The sequence below is a fragment of the Pseudoalteromonas sp. G5_S1_54_S4 genome, assembly GCF_054968565.1.
Map to the genome: position 1 here is coordinate 110,873 of NZ_JBQKUL010000003.1, position 23,317 is coordinate 134,189.

Below are 23,317 nucleotides of genomic sequence, written 5' to 3' on the forward strand. Positions count from 1 at the left end.
TTTTAGCACTTTATCGGCTGGGCGCTAATTTATACCAATGTAAAAGCATCGGCATCTAAATGTGCCGGAAATTTAGCTCTAAACTCATCAAGCGGCGCTTTATTTAATGTGATTGTTAGTAGTGCTTGCTGGTCGTCATTCGCTTTAATCAGTGGCTCACCTTTAAAGTCATACACTGAAGTTCCACCACTGTGGGCAATACCATTGCCATCTTCACCAACCCGGTTTACGCCAACCACGTAGCATAGGTTTTCCATTGCTCGTGCCATTAGCAAGGTATCCCACACATTGCGCCTTGCCGCTGGCCAATTAGCAATATTTATCATCACATCGTAGTCATTGTTATTGCGCTGAAACACCGGAAACCGTAAGTCGTAGCATACTTGTGGCAATATTTTAAACCCATTGAGTTCAAACACTTCACGCGTTTGTCCTGCCACTACAAACTCGCCTTCGTTACCTAAACAAAATAAGTGCCGTTTATCGTAATAGCTCACTTCTCCATTTGGTTGTACCCAGTAAAACCGATTCGCTTTTTTACTTCCTTGGGTTACCAATACCGAGCCTGCAATTACCGCATTATAGTGCTTCGCCTGTGCCTTGAGCCAACTCAGTACTGAGCCATTTTCAGCGTCGCCACAGTCAAGGTTAACCGCAAATCCAGTGGCAAAGGTTTCAGGTAGTACAATTAAATCAGGTTGATTGGTGATGTTAGCAAGCTGTTTTTCAAACATATCTAAATTGGCTTTTTTATCGAGCCAATGCAGCGAGCTTTGTAATAATGCTAAGGTTAAAGTCGACATAAAATATGTGCCGCCTCTATTAAGGTTTGATCATTTTTAGCAAAACATAAACGAATAACTTTATCATTGCTTGGTTGCTGATAAAACACGCTCAGTGGAATGGCTACAACGCCTGCTTGTTCTGCTAACCATTGGCAAAATTCTACGTCATTTAAATCCGATACATCACTGTAATCAAGCAGTAAAAAGTAGGTGCCTTCACTTGGTAAAATGCTAAAGCGGCTATCTTGTAGAGCATTACTGAGCACATCGCGTTTTTGTTGATAAAACTCACTTAGCGCATCCACATGCTCACCTTGCTGTTCTAACATATCGGCGAGTGCATGTTGCGCAGGCGTGAAGCTTGAAAAAGTCACATATTGGTGAATTTTACGAAACTCGACCGCAAGTGTAGCGGGTGCGATGCAGTAACCCATTTTCCAACCAGTGCTATGAAAAGTCTTGCCAAAGCTTGAGATCACAAAGCTGCGAGCAAACAATTCCTCATCTCGTAACACACTTAAATGTGGTTGCTTATCAAAAGTAATATGCTCGTATACTTCATCACTTATCAGGTATAAATCATGCTCGATGACTAAGGCTTTTAGGGCATTAATATCGTGCTGTTTTAACGTTTTACCACTTGGGTTATGTGGAGTGTTGATAATAATAGCCCGCGTTTTGCTATTAATAGCCGCAGCCACCGTTTGCCAGTCAATTATATAACTCGGAGCATGCAGAGAAATATTAACTGACTTACCACCGGCCAATTCAATCGCAGGCTGGTAAGAGTCATAAGCAGGGTCAAATACAATGACTTCATCACCTTCGCGCACTAGCGCTTGAATGGCAACAAACAGCGCCTCGGTTGCCCCTGAGGTTACCGTTACTTGCTGCGCGGCATCTATTTCAACCGCATATTTTCGTTTTGCTAACTGGGCAATTTGTTGCTGCAGGCGCGGTACACCAGATGAAGGTGAATATTGATTAACTCCTTCAAGCACATAATGATTAAGCTGTTTTTTAAGTAGCTCAGGTGCATCAAACTCAGGAAAACCCTGCGATAAATTAATCGCTTCGAATTGATTTGCTAAAGCAGTCATTTGACTAAAAATACTGGTGCCTAAATTTGGCAATTTACTTTCAAACACTTGTTACCCTTAATGATGGTTTTACGCCCAAAGCGATGCTATCATTGCTTAAAACAGAAGTATAGCCGTCTAAAACAAATAGCTTTATGCCCATTAGTGAGGAATGTATGCAAAACAATACCGCTATTTCAGAACTTATTGAAGCCGGAAAATGGGTCAGTCAAAAAGGTTGGGTACCCGCAACAGGTGGAAACTTTTCAGCTCGCACCAGTACGGGCTTTGTAGTCACAGCCAGTGGCCAGGACAAAGGCGCGTTAATGCCTGAGCATTTTCTACAATTAAATCATTTAGGTGAGCGTGTTGCAGGGGCAATAAAACCCTCAGCCGAAACACAACTGCATTTGAGCTTGTATCAACTTATTCCTGACGCGCAATATGTTTTGCATACTCACTCGGTAGCGGCAACTGTACTTTCAAATATTATTCAACGCCATCAGCTTGAACTAACCGGCTACGAGATGCAAAAAGCGCTCAGCGGTATTACATCGCACTTAGAATCACTGGCCATCCCTATTTTCGATAACGATCAAGATATAGACCGTTTAAGCCTACTTGTGAGCGACCATCACTTACACTCACCAATTAAGCATGCCGTATTGATCAGAGGTCATGGTTTATATGCTGTTGGCCGTAACATTGATGAAGTTCGCCGCCATTTAGAGGCATTAGAGTTTTTATTTAGTTGCGAGCTAGAACGCTTAAAAATAACAGGAACCGCACTATGATCAAAGCATTGCTAACTGATATTGAAGGCACTATTACGCGTATTTCGTTTGTAAAAGATGTGCTATTTCCTTATGCCGCACAACAACTGCCTGCATTTGTGCGCAGTCACACAGAGCATCCTGAAGTAGCAGAACAAATTAGCGCTGTAAAAGCTGAAATTAACGAGCCTAATGCCGATATCGACACCGTTATTAGCACTTTACTTACTTGGATTGAAGAAGATAAAAAAATAACGCCACTTAAGCAATTACAAGGTTTAATTTGGCAAACAGGCTATGAAAACGGTGATTTTACTGGTCACTTATACCCAGATGCTTATCAATTTTTACAACAACAAAAGCAAGCTGGCCAACAGTTATACGTTTATTCGTCGGGCTCTGTGAAAGCACAGCATTTAATTTTTCAGTATTCTGACTTTGGCGATATTCGCCCACTATTTAGTGATTACTTTGACACCAAAGTAGGCGCCAAACAAGTGCCAAGCGCCTATGAAAACATAATAACGCAATTGCCTTTTAACCCAGACGAAGTATTGTTTTTAAGTGATGTAGTTGCAGAGCTTGATGCTGCAAAAACCGCTGGGCTTAAAACTTTACATTTAATTCGTGATGGGCAAGAAAGCTCATCAAAGCACAGCTACATTAACGATTTTAGCCAATTTAAAGCGGAGCATTTAGCATGAGCCAACTCACTATTTTTGCAGATTCTGACGCCACTAATGCACTGCTGACCAGTAACGATGTTCAAAATATTGCCGCTGAACTTGCTAAGGTTAATGTGCGTTTTGAGCAATGGCAGGCAAATACCGAGATCACTGAAAGCACCAGTAATAATGATATTTTAACTGCCTACAGCGGCGATATTGAACGCTTAAAACAGCAAGGCGGCTATCAAACTGTTGACGTTATATCACTAGCTAAAGGCAACCCTGATGCTTCAGAATTACGCAAAAAGTTTTTATTTGAACACACTCACAGCGAAGACGAAGTGCGCTTTTTTGTAAAAGGCCAAGGGTTATTTTGCTTACACATTGGCAGTAAAGTGTACCAAGTACTTTGCCAACAAGGCGATTTGATCTCAGTACCTGAACTGACACCTCATTGGTTTGATATGGGTAGCGACCCAGAATTTACCGCTATTCGTCTATTTAACAATACACAAGGTTGGGTAGCACAAAGCACGGAATCACCGATTGCAGAGCAATTTCCATTATTACCGTAATTTAATCATTCAAAACCCTGGTCCACACTAATAAACATAACGCGGACCAAACGCATCACAAAATTACTTCAGCTTTAAGAGTACGCCATTTTCTACCTGACTCTGGTTATAAACACCGGTATCTAACACCCACCCAGTAACCAACTTTGCGGGTGTTACGTCAAATGCGGGGTTGTATACATTAGCATTAGTGGGAGCCCACAATGCCTCGCCAAAACTACCACTAACACCACGCACTTCTTGTGGATTACGTTGCTCTATTTCTATATCGCTACCTTGGGCAGTATTTAGATCAAGCGTAGTAACCGGTGCCACCACATAAAATGGAATATTATGAAAATGCGCAAGCACTGCTAAATTATAAGTACCGACTTTATTGGCAAAGTCGCCATTAGCAGCAATACGATCAGCCCCTACAACAATTTTATCTACCTTACCTGCAGCCATTAAACTGGCCGCCATGTTATCGCAAATTAGCGTGTAAGGTATTTGCCAACGCTCCAATTCAAACGCAGTTAAACGTCCACCTTGTAGTAAGGGGCGCGTTTCATCCACCCACACATGGACATTGCCATGGACTTGTTGTGCTTTATAAATAACACCCAATGCAGTACCTATGCCCGCAGTGGCTAAAGCGCCGGTATTACAGTGAGTTAATATATTGTCGCCGCTATTTATTAGCTCAGCCCCACGTGTTGCCATACGCTCACATAACTCAATGTCTTCAACAAATAACTGCTCAGCCGTTGTAACAATACTGGCAACATAATCAGTTTGTTTAAGCGCTTGGCGCAACGCCGCCATACAATGCATTAAGTTAACCGCTGTTGGGCGAGTGGCTTCTAGCTCATTTATAGCGGTTGTAAGCGCGTCTCTAGTCATACCTTGCTCAGCTAAATAAGCAATTAATAAACTGGCCCCTAAGCCTATAAGTGGCGCACCACGCACTTTTAAGCTGATGATCAGCTCTTTCATGGTCTCTACAGTGTGGCATTCATGCCACACTTGTTGATGAGGAAGCAAATATTGATCAAGTACGCTCAGCGTACTATTTTCATATTTTAAACTGCTTGCGATTAAATTTTGCATAAGGCTCAAAAGATTAGAAATGCGTAGGGTTATTTTACACCACTTTGAAGAACTCTCAAGTTAGACTTATAGACATCTAAACATTTAAAGGTATAGAATGCTTAAATGCATCTTTATTGAGAATAAAACCATGACTAACTATGTTGCTTTTAATGCACAGCACGCTATTAATTACATCAATTCATTAATTGAATCTAATCAATACGACTTTTTTAAGCCGGGGCAAGCGCTTACCGCTTATGAATTTGGTGACGGTAATCTCAACTTAGTATTTAGAATTACGGATGAGCTAAACAACAGTATTATATTAAAGCAAGCTTTACCGTATGCGCGTTGTGTAGGTGAGTCGTGGCCATTAACACTTGATAGAGCACGCATAGAGGCAGAAGTTTTACTTAATCATGGGACTATTTGCCCTGCGCATACGGTTACTGTTTTACATTACAATAAAGACTTAGCCCTGACCATTTTAGAAGATTTAGGTGATATGCAAATTTTGCGAACAGCGCAAAATAATGCTGAACAATTTCCAAACCTTGCTCACCACGTAGCTGTGTATTTAAGCCAAACGGGCTTTTATAACTCTGACTTTTATTTATTAGCGCAAGATAAAAAAGCACGTATTAGCCAATTTACTAACCCTGAATTGTGCCAAATTACTGAAGATTTATTTTTTAGCGATCCGTACATAGAGCATGAACGCAACAACTATCCGACACAATTACAAACTGAAGTTGAGGCTATTCGTAAAAATGGGGCATTAAAACTTGAAGTAGCAAAGCTAAAAGCTAACTTTTTATCGAACCCACAAACCTTGTTGCATGGCGATATGCACAGCGGAAGTATTTTTGTTAATCAAACTACCACTAAAATGATCGACCCTGAGTTTGGCTTTTTTGGCCCTATTGGCTTTGATATTGGATCTTTTATCGGTAACTTACTACTAAATTACTGTGCTCAGCACGGTCGCATTGACGACTTTGTAGCACGTCGTAATTATCAAACCCATTTATTAAGTACATTGGTTGAATGCTACGCCACATTTGAACAACAGTGGTTTGAGCTCATAAATAAGCAAACAACTGATGAGACACTTAAAGCTTCAGGCTACGCAGAGTATTTTATGAAACATGTTTTACAAGATGCTATTGGCTACTGTGGCATAGAGCTAATTAGACGCACTATAGGCCTTGCTAATGTAATTGATATAGAAGGCATTACCGATGAGGCCGCACGGTTAAACGTACAAAAACAAACATTAGCACTGGGTGAGCAATTGATTTTAAATGCCCACACTTGCGATACTAAAGACGCGTTTTTCAGCTTGCTAATAAGCCATTTAAATTAGGGTCTGTTTGACCCTAAACTAAGTCTTTATTTTATTAAAAAAGGCGCTTTAAGCGCCTTTTAAGCTATATTTAGTGATAGTGCTCGTACATTTTATCTAGTGGCTCAGAAAGACCGCTCTCTTGCACTATACGCACATGTTTGCGTTTTAATTCGCGAGCACTGGTAACGCCACAAGAATGTGCAATAAGCCCCGCACCGTAATGAATGTATTTATTATAATTCGCTACCCGCTGCGCTTTATCCTCAACATTTAAACCACGCTGTAAACGTTCATTATGCGTAGTAATTCCTGTGGGGCAGGTATCTTTATTACATTGCATAGCCTGAATGCAGCCTAGTGCAAACATATGTCCACGTGCAGACACAACAAAGTCGGCACCTAGTGCTAATGCCCACGCAACTTTTGAGGGCACAATTAATTTGCCAGAGACAATAATTTTAACTCGCTCTCTAAGGCCATGCTTTTTTAGTAACTGAATAACTAAAGGAAGGCTTTCTTTTAGCGGTAACCCCACCGAATCGAGTAAAGACTGAGGCGCAGCGCCGGTACCACCATCAGCACTATCTATGGTAATGAAGTCGGGTGCAGACTCAATACCACGATGATTTATCTCGGCAAATAAACTTTCTAACCAAGCATGTTCACCAATTACCGCTTTAAAGCCTGTCGGTTTACCGGTTGTACTTCTTATCGTGGTGAGCATGTCTAAAATATCGTTTGGATTTTTTATTTCTGGGTGCCCATTTGGGCTAATTGAATCCTGCCCCTCAGGTATGCCTCTTATTTTAGCAATTTCAGCATTCACTTTTCGCCCAGGTAACATACCGCCTTTACCTGGCTTGGCACCTTGGCTCATTTTCAGCTCAAACATTTTAACTGCTGGGTGTGCAGCAACGGCTTTTAGTTTTTCTGTGCTTAAATTTCCCTGCTCGTCGCGTACACCATATTTAGCCGTACCAATTTGAAACACGATATCGGCACCACCTTCTAAGTGATATGGACTAAGTCCGCCTTCCCCCGTGTTCATCCAGCAACCGGCTAATTTTGCCCCCTTCGAGAGCGCACGTACAGCAGGACTGGATAACGCGCCAAAGCTCATGCCCGATATATTAAATAACGAATTTGTGGTGTAAGGAAATTTACAATAAGGCCCAAGCGTTACGTTGCTAGGCGCTAGGGCTTCTTCATCTAAGGTAGGAAATGCGCAGTTCATAAACATTACGGTGCCTGTCGTCTCTAGACTTTGGGTTGAACCAAAAGCAGCCGTATGATCAACATCTTTAGCAGCCCGATATACCCAACTGCGTTCGGCGCGATTAAAGGGCATTTCTTCACGGTCGAGAGCAAAAAAATACTGACGGAAAAACTCACCTTGGCGCTCAAAAAAGTACCGAAAACGTCCAATTACCGGATAATTACGCCTAATAGCATGCTTTGTTTGGGTAACATCTCGAACATAAAAAATAGCAATTAATATAACCAGAAATCCAAATACAACAATAAATAAGCTGGCAAACACATCGATACTGAACATTATAAATTGACTCATTACTTATCCTTAAATGCTAAAAAAGCGTGATGTCATTAAATAACACCACGCTTTTATAGTTTCAAAATAATGCACTATTAGCTATCTGTTTTTGCTAATTCTGCTTGTATATACAAACGTATTTGCTGCTCAAGCACCGACAAAGGCACTGAACCATGGCGCAATATTTGATGATGAAACTCACGAATATCAAACTGCTGACCTAATGCTTGCTCGGCCTCTGCACGCAGACGTTTAATTGTTAACTCACCAATTTTGTATGACAACGCTTGTGCAGGCCATGAAATATAACGATCGGTTTCTGTTTTTACATTGTGTAATGAAAGCGCCGTATTATCGGCCATAAAATTCATTGCACGCTCACGACTCCAGCCGTACATGTGCATACCCGTATCAACCACTAAACGTGTAGCACGCCACATTTCGTAGGTTAAACGACCAAAGTTGCTGTACGGGTCTTGATAAAAACCCGCTTCAACGCCTAAGTACTCTGAATACAATCCCCAGCCCTCACCAAACGCTGATAAATACGCATCACGGCGATAGCTAGGTAAACTTTCAAGTTCTGCATTGAGTGAAATTTGTAAATGATGACCCGGCACCGCTTCGTGCAAAGTTAACGCTTCTAAAGCATAGAGTGGTCGTTTATCTAAAGCGTACGTGTTCACCCAATAAAAGCCGGCTTGATCATCACGGCTCGAACCTGAATAGCGCCCAGTAGTGTACTTAGGAGCAATATTGGCAGGCACCGGCGCTACGCCATAAGGTTTGCGCGGTAAGGTATGAAATAATTTAGGCAACTGCGCATCCATTTTTTTTGCAATATACGCGGCCTCTTTTAATAATTGCTCAGGCGTTGTGGCGTAAAACTGCGGATCTGTTCGTAAAAAGTAGATAAATTCTGCAAACGTGCCTTTAAAACCTACTTCTTTAATAACCGCTTCCATTTCACTACGAATGCGCGCAACCTCCGCTAAACCCAGCTCATGTAATTCTTTTGGGGTCATTTGTGTGGTGGTGTAATATTTAGCACGATTTGCATAAAAGGCCTCACCATTCGGTGTTGACGAAATACCAATATCACTGCGCGCGCCAGGTAAGTATTCAGTATTAAAAAAAGTTAAGTAATCTTTATAGGCTTTAATAACTTGGCCACTGATAGTGGCTTTAGCCTGTTGTTGCAAATCTGCAAATTCACTATCACTTAAACCCGCGGTATTGTTTAAAAACGGCTTGTAAAATTCAGACTGTGTTACATCGTCAACAATGTAGGCAGTAATCGAGTCTTGGTAGCCAATTAATACCGCTTTGGGTTGAGTTAAACCAACTTCTAATCCTTTACGCATCCAACCTATGTTTTGCTCAAAAAAGCGCGGCACTTGTTGTAATCGCTTTAAGTAGTTTTGATAATCTTGAGCAGTTTTATAATCAGAGCTATTAACAATAAACGATAAGCTTGAATGAAAGCCATATTCTGACGTTAAAGGCATGTAGTGCGTATTAAATACATATTCATCAACACTATTTTGCACTTGCGCTCGAATAATACTGTAGTTAATTTGGTTTTCATCACTGAGCTTACTTATATCTATGGCATCTAAATCTGCTAATAGCTGGGTGTTTTTTTGATATTGCTGCGCTAAAAATTCAGCTGACAAATTAGGTAATAAGTAGCCATCAACTCCTTCGGGGTTACTATACGGGCTAATATTTTGGCGATGCTGTACGATATTCTCAGCCGCTTGCGTAAATTGTTGATCCGCATTAATTGCGGTGAGCTGACACGCGCTTAGTGAGCACACTAAAGTGACACTTAATAAGGAAAGACGCATTTGTTTTGAAAGAGATAAATTCATAGTGATTGATCTTAGTAATATTACAGATGTGATAAACCTATCGTAGCCTAGATAAATAGCAAATAGATATACGACCAACTGCGCAAAATATACGCCCGTGAGACATTGTATTAACTTAAGTTAATACAAAACTATAAATAACTAGGGTCTGTTTATCTTTCGAGGTTAAATTTGCAGCAGTGTGTTTGGCTTCTAGGCAAGGCAGAGCCTATGTAGTGTGGTTACTCCCCATAAGTAGGCGATAACGCAGCATAGATGCCAAACTTGCGCTGCCCAAAGGGTTCTGCCTAGAGGTGATTAACTCTTTGTTACTCGCTTTTTACTTAGCCCACTAGGTTACAAATCTCGCGCCGCGATTAAATCACCTCTAGATTGAACAAGTTTTAATCCTGAAAGGTCAATAGGCCCTAGAGTAATTGCTCAGAAAAACAACGGTTATTGAAATTATAGTCCTATTTTAGCCAACTCCGACTCATTTTACTTTTAAATAACGGATATAATGATTATTGTATCGTTGCTTGGAAGCAAATTGCCTCATTGGACGAGTTTTATAAATCAGCATTTATGCGTATTTGGTTGGTAATTGCAAATGATGTTCCATGACTCCATGGCTATAGCACAAGAAAAAATGACAAAAGTATGTATGTTTTTAGAGCATCATGTTTTGCCTCCTACCCCCTTAAATTTTCAAGTTGTGTATACATACATTAGTAAAATCCATTTTGCGCTTAACAATGCTATTGATGATGCCATAGATGTAAATCAAAATATTGATGAGCTATTTATTGAGCAACTCTATTTTGAATATTTAAATCAGGGTCATAAAACCGAAGTAGCAATGATTGAAAACGTCAATGGCGTGATCAATTCACTATCGCGAAATGCACAGCAAACAGAAAAAAAACTTAACGATTTTGCAGGCCATGTTAATGACTGCTTGCATTCTTTAGATGAAAATAATATTGCTAACAGCCGCCTCGCTTTAGAAAGGTTAAATGAGCAAACACAGTTACTTCTCTCACAACAAGCACAATTTAAACAAGAACTTAGCCAGGCAAAAAAACTACACGAAGCCACTAAAAAACAACTTAATACCTTGCGCAAACAACATGTGATTGACCCACAAACAGGCTTATACAAACGCCATTATTTAACTAAGCAAACACAATTATGGCTAAAACAAGATAAGTCAATTTCAGCAATTGCCATTCAAATTGATAATTTAGAGCATTTTATTAATAACTTTGGTGATGCCATTGGAGAAGTGATTTTAAATAAAGTAGCTAAGCAAGTTCAAAAGTATGTTTCACAAAGTGGCTTAGCCGGGCGCTCTGCAAAAGACCAATTTATCGTTCTACTTGCTAACATTGAGCCAGAAACTGCTAAGCTGATTGCAGAAAAAGTAATAACTGGAGTTGAAAAACTACGCTTTATAAGTTCAAAAAGCGATCTAAAACTCCCTCCCATTTCTCTCTCATTAGGGATTACGGAACAACAAGGCGACTTTAACCAACTAGTTAAAAGTGCCTCAAACGCGGCGTTTAAATCACGCGCATCTCAATAACCCAGTACACTGTTCAAACAATAAAATTAACTGATAAATCATATTCAAATTGCACCCTTGGTGCACAATCAAGTACACTAGTCTTTATTACCACGATAGAGATTAATCATGAACGAGAACCCTGAAAAGACCACGCATTTTGGCTATAAAACTGTTGCCGAAACCGAAAAAGCTTCTATGGTTGCTGATGTATTTCATTCTGTTGCGACAAAGTACGATGTTATGAATGATCTCATGTCTTTTGGTATTCATCGTTTATGGAAACGTCAAACAATTGCCAGCTCAGGTATTCGTAAAGGTCATCATGTATTAGATTTAGCCGGCGGTACTGGCGATTTAACTGCAAAGTTTAGCCAGCTTGTTGGCGAAACCGGTCAGGTTGTTTTAGGTGATATAAACTCTTCAATGTTAAAAGTAGGCCGCGAAAAGCTGCATAACTTAGGCCTTGTAGGCAACATTGATTACGTACAAATGAATGCCGAAGCCTTACCTTTCCCTGATAATAGTTTTGATTTAATTACGATTGCTTTTGGCTTACGTAATGTCACCGACCAAAATAAAGCATTGCGCTCTATGTACCGCATTTTAAAGCCAGGTGGTCGTTTACTCATTCTTGAGTTTTCAAAACCAGAGCAAGAGCTTCTCAGCAAGGCGTATGACTTTTACTCTTTCAACATTTTACCTACTATGGGTAAACTAGTTGCTAACGACAGTGAATCATACCAATACTTAGCAGAGTCAATTCGTATGCATCCAGATCAAGAAACCCTTAAAGCGATGATGGTGGAAGCAGGATTTGAGCAAGCGACTTATCAAAATCTAACTGGTGGCATTGTTGCCCTGCATCGTGGATTTAAATACTAAGGTTAGTAATTTATGGCGCTTGAAGAACACAGTAAAGAACAACCGGCTGCAGGCAGTTTTTTTATGCTACCGAGCTTTGTACTTTCGCTTATTGAGCAAGTATTAAATCAAGCGCTTAAACTCGATCCGAGCTTACTCGATAAACTAAAAACGGTAGAGCATCAGCGCTTATTAGTTGAGGTTAGAGACTGGCAGCAAAAAATAGCCATTACTTATGCCAATCAGCAGCTACATCTTTACACTGCATTCGAACATGCTGACGCTGATTGTATGATCAGCGCCAATATAGATACGTTGTTAGCACTGAAAAACCCAGCCATGCTGACTCAACTTATTCGCCAAGATAAGCTTGATTTACAAGGCGATTTAAATATAGCTCAACACTATAGTTCAGCCTTTTCAAGTGTAGAGATTGATTGGCCAGAGCAACTAGCAAAGCATATTGGCGACGCGCCTGCACAACAGCTTTATTTGCACTTGCAGTCGCTTAAGCAGCAGGGTAAAAAAGCAAAGTCTCAGCTCGATAATACTTTTATTAGTGTGTGCCAAGACGAACTGGCAATCACCATTCACCCATTAGAGCTTGAGCAATTTAAACAACAAAATAGAGCACTAAAAAGCCAAGTTGCCGCCATTGAGCAACGTATTAACGCCCTAATTAAAGCCCTTTAACGCGCTAAGGATTTTTTGTGTCAACTGCCCGACTGTATTACATAACTAAAACCCTGCTTAGCTTCGGACTTGATGAGCTTGTACCCAAACATAAAGTACCTTGGTTTGCTAAACTTGCTCGTGGCAGTTTGTTTTGGTTGCGCAACCAACACAAAGATAAACCTCCTGGCTTAAGACTTCGTTTAGCACTACAACAACTTGGCCCTGTGTGGATAAAGTTTGGCCAAATGCTTTCAACTCGGCGCGATTTACTGCCTCATGATATCGCCTTGGAATTAGCCTTTTTACAAGATCAGGTAGAACCGTTCGAAGGTGAACTAGCCCAGAGAATCATCGAAAAAGCATTAGAAATAGATGATATTAGCCAGCTATTTAGCGAATTTTCACAAATACCTTTGGCATCGGCCTCAATTGCTCAAGTGCATACTGCTACTCTTGTTGATCCTCAAGGTGAATCGCAAGATGTTGTTATTAAAGTTATTCGCCCTAATATTGAGCAACAAATCAACGCTGACTTAGCACTAATGGAAAAATTGGCTAAGGTTGTCGGTAAGTTAATTAACGAAGCCAAGCGATTACGCCCAGTGGAAGTGGTTAAAGAGTATAAAAAAACATTGCTCGATGAGCTCGACTTAATGCGTGAGGGCGCTAATGGCATTCAATTAAAGCGTAACTTTGAAGGTTCAGAATCGTTATACATTCCAACAGTATATAGTGATTATAGCCGCAGTAATGTACTGGTTATGGAGCGTATTTACGGTATTCCGGTTTCGGACACTGAAGCGTTGATGGCACAAAACACCAACATGAAGTTATTAGCAGAACGCGGAGTAGAAGTGTTTTTTACTCAAGTATTCCGCGATAGTTTTTTTCATGCAGATATGCACCCTGGTAATATTTTTGTGTCACGCGAAAACCCGCATAATCCTAAATATATTGGTATAGATTGCGGTATTGTTGGAACTCTTAACAAAGAAGATAAACGCTATTTAGCTGAAAATTTCATTGCCTTTTTTAACCGCGACTACCGCCAAGTAGCACAGCTACATGTTGATTCAGGCTGGGTACCACCTGATACCAGCATTGAAGAGTTTGAATTTGCTATTCGCACCGTGTGCGAGCCTATTTTTAATAAACCACTGGCTGAAATATCATTTGGTCATGTATTGGTTAACTTATTTAATACCGCACGTCGTTTTAATATGCAGGTTCAACCGCAACTCGTATTATTACAAAAAACCTTGCTGTATGTTGAGGGCTTAGGTCGTCAGCTATACCCACAACTGGACTTGTGGAAAACAGCAAAACCATTTTTAGAAGACTGGGTTAAACAACAAGTGGGCCCGCTGTCTGTGCTAAAGCAAATGTATGCAAACTTACCGTTTTGGGCAGAAAAAATGCCTGAACTACCCGATTTAATTTATCAAAATTTAAAGCGAGCACCACACTCTCACGCACCTGAAATTAAGGTTTCACATAAACCATTGGTTTTAGGACTGTTTAGTAGTGCTGCGATGATTGTCTCAGCTTTATTTTATTTACAACACAACTTAATCGCTGCTGGCGTTGTCTTAAGCTGTGCTGTTATTGGCTTTATAGCGGCTTGGCGCCGCGCATAAACTAAGTGCTATTTGCCACTTTAGGCGTATAATCAGCACTTAACCTTATTATTTTATGGCTTAAAAGCAGGAGAAAACCATGGGTTTTGGTGGTATTAGTATTTGGCAATTATTAATTGTACTTGCAATCATTGTACTTTTATTTGGTACAAAAAAACTACGCGGTATGGGTGGTGATTTAGGTGGCGCAGTTAAAGGCTTTAAAAAAGCTATGTCTGATGACCAAAATGCTGAAAAACAAGCTAGCGAAGATAAAACTGAACAGATCCAAAAATCATCAGAATCAACACCAATCGATTCAAGTACAACTAGCAAAACTAAAGATAACGACAAGGTTTAACTAGCATGGGAATGTGGGAGCTTGTTGTGGTATTTATTGTCGGTTTGGTAGTACTAGGGCCGGAACGCTTACCTGTTGCTATTAGAACCGTAAGCCGCTGGGTTAAAACAGCCAAAGCAATGGCTAACTCAGTAAAAGCTGAAGTGAGTGAAGAGCTTCGTGTAAACGAGCTACATGAAAACCTAAAAAAAGCAGAGCAACAAGGTCTTAAAGATTTAAGCCCTGACCTACAACACTCTGTTTCTGAGCTGCAACAAGCAGCGCAATCAGTTACTCACAGCTATAAAAAAAATCAAAGCCAAGCCACTAATAACCAAGCAACAGATGACTCTAAATAATTATGGCACTCTCTTTTTTCATGCGCTTAATGCAGGTATAGAAAACAATGACTGAAGAAGTAAAATCAGGATTTGTCGCTCATTTAATCGAGTTGCGTGACCGGTTGATAAAATCGCTATTGAGTATTTTAGTGATATTTATTGGTTTGGTTTACTTTGCAAACGATATTTATACGTTTGTAGCTGCTCCTCTAGTCGCTCATTTACCTAGTACTGCCACTATGATAGCAACGGATGTCACTGCGCCATTTTTTGCTCCCTTTAAACTAACGTTGTTTGTTGCTTTATTTGCGGCCATCCCTTGGATTTTACATCAAATTTGGGGATTTATAGCCCCAGGTTTATATCAGCACGAAAAGAAAATGCTGATGCCAATATTAGCTTCCAGTATTTTCTTATTTTATGGTGGCATTGCTTTTTGCTACTTTGTAGTACTGCCAATTATTTTAGGGTTTTTCACCAGTGTAGGGCCGCAAATGATGACACTTGCGCCCGATATAAGTAGTTATTTAGGCTTTGTGCTCAAGCTGTTTTTTGCTTTTGGGATCGCATTTGAAATCCCAGTTGCAATTATGTTGCTCTGCTGGAGCGGTGCAACAACCACACAAAGTCTAAAAGAAAAGCGCCCCTATATAGTGGTTGGCGTATTTGTAGTGGCAATGTTTTTAACGCCTCCTGATGTGCTTTCACAAACCCTATTGGCACTCCCTATGCTGCTGTTATTTGAGCTTGGCTTAATTTTAGCGAAATTTTATACCGCAAAACCACAACAAGAATCTGAGGAATAATATGAATAAGCATTTACTTTCTTTACTCGCTTTAGCAAGTGTACCGGTTTTAGCCGCAACTCCTATCAATGAACAAGCGTTGCAAGCCTGTAGTTTTATTGAAAACGACTTTAATCGTTTACTCTGCTACGACAACACCATTGCCGGAAAGTCATTAACACAACCAGCACAAAGCCAGCTAAGCAAATCGGCACAAACAAATGTAAAAGCTGAGGCTCCCGCTGCAACAGCGCCTGTGGCCACTAAAGCAAAAGAGTTTGGTTTAGAGCATAAAGAAATTGCGGAAAATGGTGAAGAGTCTATTACGTCAATGATTTCATCTGTTAAAAAAGCACCTTATGGTGAGCTAATCATTACCTTAGAAAATAACCAGCAATGGCGTCAAATTGGTTCAGATAGCTTAAGATTAGACGAAGGCGATACTGTTATTATTAGCCGTGGCGTATTCAACTCTTTTTTACTTAAAAAAGCAGATCAAAACCGTTCAATTCGTGTAAAACGTACTCAGTAATGCAATACACGTTAATTGATGCTGGCGTAAATTTAACTAATCATCAATTTGATGGTCAGCATCAAGAGGTGCTCGCCAGAGCAAAAGATGCGGGCGTAAACCAGATGCTGATTATTGGCTGTGATATAACCTCCAGTGAAGAATCATTAGCACTTGCTGCGCACTATAATCAATATGCTACCGCTGGTATTCACCCTCATGACGCTAAAACAGCAACCCCTGAGCTTGAGCAACAACTTACTCAGCTCGCTCAAAATGAGCAGGTTATTGCCGTAGGTGAATGCGGACTAGATTACAATCGCGACTTTTCCCCTAGAGATATACAACGTGCTGTTTTGCGTCGTCAGCTCGCATTAGCTGAAAAACTCAACTTGCCTGTTTATTTGCATGAACGTGATGCCAGTGAGGATATGCTCACTATTTTAAAAGAATTTACTGTTCGCGGTGTACTGCACTGCTTTACAGGTAATGCACAAGCACTCTCAGGTTACTTAAACTTAGGACTTTATATTGGTATTACCGGCTGGGTATGTGACGAACGACGTGGCGAGGAGTTACAGCAACTTATACCGAGTATTCCTATTGAACGTTTATTAATAGAAACCGATTCGCCATTTTTAATTCCTCGTACTGTTAAACCAAAGCCAAAATCAAGACGAAACGAGCCAGCATTGCTGCATTATGTGTGTGACACGCTTGCTCAGCTTTATGGCATTCCGGCATCTGAAGTGGCAAAACATACTCGTGAAAACTTTAATCGCTTATTTGGATTAGAGAAAAAATAATGCGCATCTTTAGCACCTTGCTGGCATTCACCATGGTGTTTTTTACATCCTGTTTCCCTGCAAGTGCAATTGATATAAATAGCGAATTTAGCTCAAAAAAAATAGAGTCGATTCATTATTCGTTTACCCCAAACTCATTAGAAGATGCACAACAAAGCAACTTACAACAATGGCAGTCACTTAATAATAAACCGCTTAATTTAGGCCTAGAAACTCGCCCTGTGTGGATTAAATTTCAACTAAATAATTATCTTAATAAGCCAACAGAGCCAATTTTATCGTTAGATAACCCACTTCTAAAGAATGTATACCTGTACCACTTTATGGGTGAGAAGCAACTAAAATCGGAACATCTTGGTGATGCTCTTCCTTTATCTAATAGAGCGATTAAAAGTGAGTCTTTGCTGGTTAAATTAACACTTCCCGCTAACAGCGAAACCACCGTTTATCTTAACGTTAATAATAATGCGGGAATCGGGCTTCGCGTCCCTCTCACCTTATGGCAACAAGATGCATTATTAGCCCATAAAAGTATGCTCAACTTGCACTATGGATTACTGATTGGATTTATTTTTTCTTTGGCTATCAGTAGCTTGGTTTTATTTGCTTTTTCACGTAAACATTATTTTGCCTATGCCGGTGTGATTACACTGATGCTTAGCCTATTTTTAGCATATTTAGGCGGATTTGGGTTTCGTTATGCCCCTCCAAGCATAGCAGCCTTACAGCAATTAATGCTGCCTATTTTGCTAATGCTGATCACGGTATTGTTTCTTCCTTTACAGCGCCATGTTTGCATACCCATTAAATCCAACTTAGTTAAAGGGCAAACAATAATAACCACCTTATATGCATTGGTTATTGTACTTATAGGGTTGCTGCCTACTCCAAGCGTGGCTTTGTTTGCTATTTTAAGCATTCCTGTCATTTTAAGTTATCATGTTGTCACAACATTATTTTACCTACGAAAAAACCCCACGAGCCCCAATAAATCTCTATTAATGGCACTCGGGTTCTTTTTAATTGTAGTCATTCATTTTTCCGTTGCGTTAACAGGCCTGTATACAGTCACTAGATCCAGCTTAATACTCACCTTCGCAGCCTCATTAAGCTGCTCATTTTGTTTAAGCTACACCGTCATAAAATTATTTATATTACAACGCGATGAGCAAGTCACAACGCAACAGGCGTTGATTGCAAAAAGTGCAGCGCAAGATGCGCTCTTAAATGAGCGGATTGAATTACAAGAGCGCACTCGTCATGAACTTGAAAACCAAGTTGATGAGCGCACCTTTGAGTTACAAGTCACACTTAGGGAACTTGAAGATAAAAACCGCGAGCTTGAACAACTCAATATGGAAGATGCTCTAACAGGGGTAAAAAATAGACGCTTTTTTGATAAAAAAATAATCATGGAAATTCGCCGTTCACGCCGTGAGCAAACACCCTTGAGCATCATTATGCTTGATATAGATAAGTTTAAAGCAATCAACGATACGTATGGCCACTTAACCGGCGATCAGGTAATTCGAGCAGTCTGTGATGTTATTAAACAACAATTAAAACGTCCTCTTGATGAAGTGGCGCGTTATGGTGGTGAAGAATTTGTCGTCCTGCTACCCAATACTAATAATCAAGGTGCGTTAGCTATTGCCGAGCAAATACGGTGCGCAATAGAAAAAAACACTGTCAGTGTTGCAGGTACTACGATTAAATACACCATTAGTGCCGGTGTTTATACTCATATTGCCGATGATGTTCATAACCCTGAAATATTTACTGAGCGTGCCGATAAGGCACTCTATCTAGCAAAACAACATGGCCGCAATCAAGTGGTTAATTTTCCAATCTCACAGTAGGAGCGTATAACTTATGGCCCAATCTGGACTAGACCTTTTCCCATATACTCGCATGCGTAGAATGCGCCGTAATGATTTCTCTCGTCGCCTTATGGCTGAAAACCAGCTGAGTGTTAATGATCTTATTTATCCTGTTTTTGTGCTTGAAGGTAAAAACCGTCGTGAAAGCATTGAATCGATGCCCGGCATTGAACGTTTATCAATTGATTTACTGCTAGAAGAAGCTAAAGAATTAGTTGATTTAGGCGTCCCTGCGCTCGCTATTTTCCCTGTTACGCCTGCAGATAAAAAATCTCTACTCGCTGAAGAAGCGTATAACGATGATGGCTTAGCACAAAGAACTGTTCGCGCATTAAAAGAAACCTTTCCAGAGCTTGGCGTGATCACCGATGTTGCACTTGATCCATTTACTGTGCATGGTCAAGACGGCATTATTGATGATGCAGGTTATGTAATTAATGACGTCACTACCGAAATTTTAGTTAAGCAGGCGCTATCACACGCACATGCAGGTGCTGATGTTGTTGCCCCATCGGACATGATGGACGGGCGTATTGGTGCAATTCGTGAAGCCCTTGAAGCCGATGGCTTTATTCACACTCGCATTATGGCCTATTCAGCAAAGTATGCATCAAGCTACTATGGCCCATTTAGAGATGCTGTCGGTTCAGCAGGAAACTTAAAAGGCGCTGATAAAAAAACTTACCAAATAGATCCTGCCAACTCTGATGAAGCTATTCGTGAAGTAGCTCTTGATTTGCAAGAAGGCGCCGATATGGTAATGGTTAAGCCAGGTATGCCTTATTTAGACATTGTACGCCGCGTTAAAGATGAATTTGGTGTACCAACATTTGCTTATCAGGTAAGTGGTGAGTACGCGATGCATAAAGCCGCTATTGATAACGGCTGGCTGAGTGAGGAAGCCACTATTATGGAGTCTCTATTAGCATTTAAACGTGCAGGTGCTGATGGCATTCTGACTTACTTTGCAAAGCAAGCTGCCCGCTATTTAAATAAGTAATAAAAGCATATTGATATAAAAGGGCTTTATTGCCCTTTTTTTTATGTTTAAGAACAACACATAGTTGGCATTTATGCAGCGTTACCCCCTATTTTTATAGATAGTAATCACACTACACAGGCTCTGCCTTACCTAAAACCAAACACACAACTGTACGTTCTACCTCAAAAAATAACAAAACTTAATATTGTTAACATTCTGTATTCTATTTGTAATCATTTTTCATTACACTAAGCGTCCCATTTGGGGAAACAAAAACACGGGAAAAAATAATAATGTTGAAAACAAAAATAACGCCATTGGCGCTTGTGTTAGCAAGCCTCAGTGCACCCGCTACCGCTAACCTCGTTATATCAGAATACGTAGAGGGCAGTAGCTATAATAAAGCAGTAGAACTATTTAATAATTCGACAACCCCACTGTCATTGGATGGCTACACCCTAAGTCTCTATTCAAATGGCAATACAGAGGCAAACAATACGCTCGATTTAACCGGTGAACTTGCTGCTAATAGCACGTATGTCATTGTTAATGGTAATGCTTCAGTTGAATTAAAAGAAAAAGCAGATCAACTCAGCGCCGTCACTAACTTTAATGGTGATGACGCACTGGTACTTACGCAAGGCTCAACCGTTATTGACAGCTTTGGTCAACGCGGCGTAGATCCAGGTTCATTTTGGTCTGAAGGTGGCGTACAAACGCAAAATAAAACACTGCGCCGTAAAGAAACTCAATTAAACGGACGCACTGATGCCGATGGCGCTTTTAATCCAAGTGAGCTATGGCTGCAATTTGATCAAGATGATTTTAGTGATCTAGGTATCTTTGCAGGGAATTCTTCACCTAATCCAGATCCTGAGCCAGAACCTGAAGATCCTTTACTATGTGGCGCTGATAAAACATTAATTAGCAGTATCAAGGTGAAGGCGCAAGCAGTCCACTGGTTAACACTGTGGTTGAATTTGAAGGCGTTGTGACAGCTGATTTCCAAGCAGATGATCAGCTCAAAGGCTTTTTTGTAAATTCACTTAATAGTGATGAAGATACAAATCCCCTTACTTCTGAAGGTGTATTTGTTTACTTTACCAATACTGATGTTAATGTTGGCGACCATGTTCGCGTACAAGGTACTGTTGAAGAGTACTTTGATGCCACCCAAATTGGTAATGTTAGCCAAGTTGCTATTTGTGATACCGGCCTTTCAGCTTATCCGACTAAAATCACTTTACCCGTTATCGATCAAAGTGAGTTAGAAGCATTTGAAGGTATGTTGGTGACCCTAGAGCAGCCATTAGTTGTCACGAATAACTATGGTTTAGGTCGTTACGGTGAATTAGAGCTTGCCACCGAACGTTTATATCAAGGGACACAAGTTGCACTTCCTGGTGCGGCAGCAAATGCGGTTGAAGCGCAAAATCTAACTAAAAAAAATACTCGTAGATGATGGCTCAACTCGTCAAAATCGCGACCCTATTGCTTACCCTGTACCTGGATTATCAGCAGAGAATACGCTGCGTACTGGCGATACAGTAAATACCGTTACTGGCGCCCTAGCGTACAGTTTTAGCACTTACCGTATTCACCCAACGGTCACACCTCAGTTTATAGCAACGAATCCGCGTACCGATGCACCAGAGTTAAACCCTGACGCTGATTTACGTGTTGCCAGCTTTAACGTACTTAACTACTTTAATGGCGACGGCCAAGGCGGCGGTTTCCCAACTAGCCGAGGCGCTGACTCAGAAGTAGAATTAATTCGTCAGCAGGCCAAACTAGTTAGTGCTATCAGTGCTATGCAAGCTGATGTGATTGGCTTAATGGAAATTGAAAATGACGGCTTTGGCGAATCTAGCGCAGTTGCAAGCTTAGTAAATGCACTTAATGATGCCGACAGTCAAAATCAATATGCATTTGTGGACTTTGGCGTTGATAAAATCGGCACCGACGCTATTACTACCGCGCTTATTTATCGTGCTAATAAAGTACAGCAAGTAGGAACAGCAGCGATTACAACTGACGCGCCTTTTGACTACAGCAATCGCGCACCTATTGCGCAAAGCTTTAAGTCTTTAGAGACAGAAGAAGTCTTTACTGTTGCCGTTGCTCACTTAAAATCTAAAGGTGGTTGTGGAAGTGCAACTGGTGGAAACGCTGATCAAAATGACGGCCAAGCATGTTGGAACGAAATTCGAACTGCTGGCGCCAATGCATTTGCTGATTGGTTAAATAGCAAACCAACAGGGGTTGATGATGAAGATATCATTCTTGTTGGCGACATGAACGCCTATGCAATGGAAGATCCTATCCGTGCATTTACTGATAAAGGCCTTAAAAATGTGGTTGCTGAGCTAGATGGCAACACTTTAGGTTACTCTTATAGCTTTTCTGGCCGAGCGGGTAGTTTAGATCACGCCCTAGTCAGTCCAAGCTTATTAAATAAAGTAGTCAGTGCAACCGATTGGCACATTAATGCCGATGAGCCTATCTCGCTTGATTATAATGTTGAATTTAAATCTGACGCACAACAATCAACCTTATATGCTCAAGGTCCTTACAGAGCGTCAGATCATGACCCTGTTATTGTCGATATTCGCTCGACCATTATCGCGCCACCTGAGCCAGAACCTGAAGTAATTATTGGCGAAATTAATAATATTGGCGGGTGGTTTTGGTGGAAAAGCTACAGCTTTGAAATCCCACAAGGTTATGACGAGCTAACGGTTAGCCTTGACGGTGGCTGGGGTGATGCAAACTTATTTGAACGCCATAAAAGAAACCCGACTCTTTTCAGAAAAGATTGCGCCTCAATAAGCTTCGGTAATAGCGAAAGCTGTTCATTTACCAACCCTAAAGAAGGTAAGTGGCGAGTGCGTGTAAACGGCGCCATTCCTTTTGGTAATGTTAAATTAACGTACAAAGCAACAAAGTATGCTGATTAAGCTTAATTAGTCGGTTAACAATTAGGTATTGTGACCTAAAATATCTATATAGTTACTCAAAAGCCGCTTTCGCGGCTTTTTTATTTTTTATACAAATGTAATTCAGACAAGCTTCAGCAAACATTGCTTACTATCTATGCAAACCTTGATATGGCCTTTATCAAATTTCACACCTTTCATTTATTGTTTAATAAATACAAAGTGTGAAGCTGCGTTACTACACCTGCGCTAAAACGATAATTGCCCAGTCCTGCTAACCCATATAAAAACCATTGAGATAGACGTTACTCTC

Annotated in this window: 20 protein-coding genes and 1 pseudogene; 16 read left to right on the top strand and 5 right to left on the bottom strand. The window is 40.6% G+C overall.

Annotation, left to right across the window (positions count from 1 at the left end):
- Window positions 1–29: 29 nt before the first annotated feature.
- Together ACTRWE_RS02445 and ACTRWE_RS02450 are read right to left on the bottom strand one after the other, a co-directional pair.
- A complete protein-coding gene (locus ACTRWE_RS02445; RefSeq protein ID WP_036957057.1) occupies window positions 30–803 on the bottom strand; it encodes an amidohydrolase in 774 nt (257 codons plus the stop codon).
- Window positions 791–1,933, bottom strand: a complete 1,143-nt coding sequence (locus tag ACTRWE_RS02450) for a methionine aminotransferase (RefSeq protein WP_036957055.1) — start codon at window positions 1,931–1,933, stop codon at window positions 791–793. Before ACTRWE_RS02450 ends, ACTRWE_RS02445 begins: the two co-directional genes overlap by 13 nt.
- Before the next feature lie 107 nt (window positions 1,934–2,040).
- Between ACTRWE_RS02450 and ACTRWE_RS02455 the strand changes: the two genes are divergently transcribed.
- From ACTRWE_RS02455 to ACTRWE_RS02465, 3 genes are read left to right on the top strand one after another with little or no spacing between them, the layout of a single operon-like run.
- Entirely contained in the window at window positions 2,041–2,658 is a 618-nt protein-coding gene (locus ACTRWE_RS02455) for a methylthioribulose 1-phosphate dehydratase (protein ID WP_036957053.1), read from the top strand.
- Window positions 2,655–3,341: an acireductone synthase gene (mtnC, locus tag ACTRWE_RS02460; RefSeq protein ID WP_036957050.1), complete on the top strand. Its 687-nt coding sequence runs from the start codon at window positions 2,655–2,657 to the stop codon at window positions 3,339–3,341. Before ACTRWE_RS02455 ends, mtnC begins: the two co-directional genes overlap by 4 nt.
- Window positions 3,338–3,880: a 1,2-dihydroxy-3-keto-5-methylthiopentene dioxygenase gene (locus ACTRWE_RS02465; protein ID WP_036957049.1), complete on the top strand. Its 543-nt coding sequence runs from the start codon at window positions 3,338–3,340 to the stop codon at window positions 3,878–3,880. Before mtnC ends, ACTRWE_RS02465 begins: the two co-directional genes overlap by 4 nt.
- Window positions 3,881–3,943: 63 nt before the next feature.
- On the opposite strand, the gene mtnA is transcribed toward ACTRWE_RS02465, so the two are convergent.
- The gene (gene mtnA, locus ACTRWE_RS02470) at window positions 3,944–4,969 is read right to left on the bottom strand and encodes an S-methyl-5-thioribose-1-phosphate isomerase (protein ID WP_036957047.1); all 1,026 of its coding nucleotides are present in this window, start codon (window positions 4,967–4,969) and stop codon (window positions 3,944–3,946) included.
- Between the two features lie 130 nt (window positions 4,970–5,099).
- On the opposite strand from mtnA, the gene mtnK reads away from it, so the two are divergent.
- Window positions 5,100–6,317 carry an S-methyl-5-thioribose kinase gene (gene mtnK, locus ACTRWE_RS02475; RefSeq protein ID WP_036957111.1) on the top strand — a complete coding sequence of 406 codons (1,218 nt, stop codon included), beginning with the start codon at window positions 5,100–5,102 and terminating at the stop codon, window positions 6,315–6,317.
- Window positions 6,318–6,387: 70 nt separating this feature from the next.
- Here the strand turns inward: mtnK and ACTRWE_RS02480 are convergent, their stop codons facing one another.
- Together ACTRWE_RS02480 and ACTRWE_RS02485 are read right to left on the bottom strand one after the other, a co-directional pair.
- A complete protein-coding gene (locus ACTRWE_RS02480) occupies window positions 6,388–7,869 on the bottom strand; it encodes an FMN-binding glutamate synthase family protein (RefSeq protein WP_462879453.1) in 1,482 nt (493 codons plus the stop codon).
- Between the two features lie 77 nt (window positions 7,870–7,946).
- On the bottom strand, window positions 7,947–9,725 hold the full coding sequence (locus tag ACTRWE_RS02485) for a DUF885 domain-containing protein (protein WP_008108538.1): 1,779 nt from the start codon (window positions 9,723–9,725) through the stop codon (window positions 7,947–7,949).
- 607 nt (window positions 9,726–10,332) lie between these two features.
- On the opposite strand from ACTRWE_RS02485, the gene ACTRWE_RS02490 reads away from it, so the two are divergent.
- From ACTRWE_RS02490 to ACTRWE_RS02545, 12 genes and pseudogenes are all read left to right on the top strand, one after another.
- A complete protein-coding gene (locus ACTRWE_RS02490; protein WP_024602244.1) occupies window positions 10,333–11,289 on the top strand; it encodes a diguanylate cyclase domain-containing protein in 957 nt (318 codons plus the stop codon).
- A 108-nt stretch (window positions 11,290–11,397) separates the two neighbouring features.
- Complete coding sequence (gene ubiE / locus ACTRWE_RS02495) at window positions 11,398–12,153, top strand: bifunctional demethylmenaquinone methyltransferase/2-methoxy-6-polyprenyl-1,4-benzoquinol methylase UbiE (protein ID WP_008108541.1); 756 nt, start codon at window positions 11,398–11,400, stop codon at window positions 12,151–12,153.
- 12 nt (window positions 12,154–12,165) lie between these two features.
- Entirely contained in the window at window positions 12,166–12,825 is a 660-nt protein-coding gene (locus tag ACTRWE_RS02500; protein WP_008108543.1) for a ubiquinone biosynthesis accessory factor UbiJ, read from the top strand.
- A gap of 17 nt (window positions 12,826–12,842) precedes the next feature.
- Complete coding sequence (ubiB, locus tag ACTRWE_RS02505) at window positions 12,843–14,444, top strand: ubiquinone biosynthesis regulatory protein kinase UbiB (RefSeq protein WP_008108545.1); 1,602 nt, start codon at window positions 12,843–12,845, stop codon at window positions 14,442–14,444.
- A 79-nt stretch (window positions 14,445–14,523) separates the two neighbouring features.
- Window positions 14,524–14,784, top strand: a complete 261-nt coding sequence (gene tatA / locus ACTRWE_RS02510; RefSeq protein ID WP_008108546.1) for a Sec-independent protein translocase subunit TatA — start codon at window positions 14,524–14,526, stop codon at window positions 14,782–14,784.
- Between the two features lie 5 nt (window positions 14,785–14,789).
- Window positions 14,790–15,122 (top strand): Sec-independent protein translocase protein TatB, encoded by a 333-nt coding sequence (tatB, locus tag ACTRWE_RS02515; protein WP_008108547.1) that lies wholly within the window; start codon window positions 14,790–14,792, stop codon window positions 15,120–15,122.
- A gap of 47 nt (window positions 15,123–15,169) precedes the next feature.
- A complete protein-coding gene (tatC, locus tag ACTRWE_RS02520; protein WP_462879455.1) occupies window positions 15,170–15,910 on the top strand; it encodes a twin-arginine translocase subunit TatC in 741 nt (246 codons plus the stop codon).
- Between the two features lies 1 nt (window position 15,911).
- Window positions 15,912–16,421, top strand: coding sequence for a hypothetical protein (locus ACTRWE_RS02525; protein ID WP_008108551.1), 510 nt, complete (start codon window positions 15,912–15,914; stop codon window positions 16,419–16,421).
- Window positions 16,421–17,206, top strand: coding sequence for a TatD family hydrolase (locus ACTRWE_RS02530; protein ID WP_008108554.1), 786 nt, complete (start codon window positions 16,421–16,423; stop codon window positions 17,204–17,206). Before ACTRWE_RS02525 ends, ACTRWE_RS02530 begins: the two co-directional genes overlap by 1 nt.
- Window positions 17,206–19,065: a sensor domain-containing diguanylate cyclase gene (locus tag ACTRWE_RS02535; RefSeq protein WP_462879456.1), complete on the top strand. Its 1,860-nt coding sequence runs from the start codon at window positions 17,206–17,208 to the stop codon at window positions 19,063–19,065. The genes ACTRWE_RS02530 and ACTRWE_RS02535 overlap by 1 nt, the downstream gene beginning before the upstream one ends.
- 13 nt (window positions 19,066–19,078) lie before the next feature.
- Window positions 19,079–20,086 carry a porphobilinogen synthase gene (gene hemB, locus ACTRWE_RS02540; protein WP_462879457.1) on the top strand — a complete coding sequence of 336 codons (1,008 nt, stop codon included), beginning with the start codon at window positions 19,079–19,081 and terminating at the stop codon, window positions 20,084–20,086.
- A gap of 275 nt (window positions 20,087–20,361) precedes the next feature.
- Window positions 20,362–23,025: pseudogene (locus ACTRWE_RS02545) on the top strand (ExeM/NucH family extracellular endonuclease).
- Window positions 23,026–23,317: the final 292 nt, after the last annotated feature.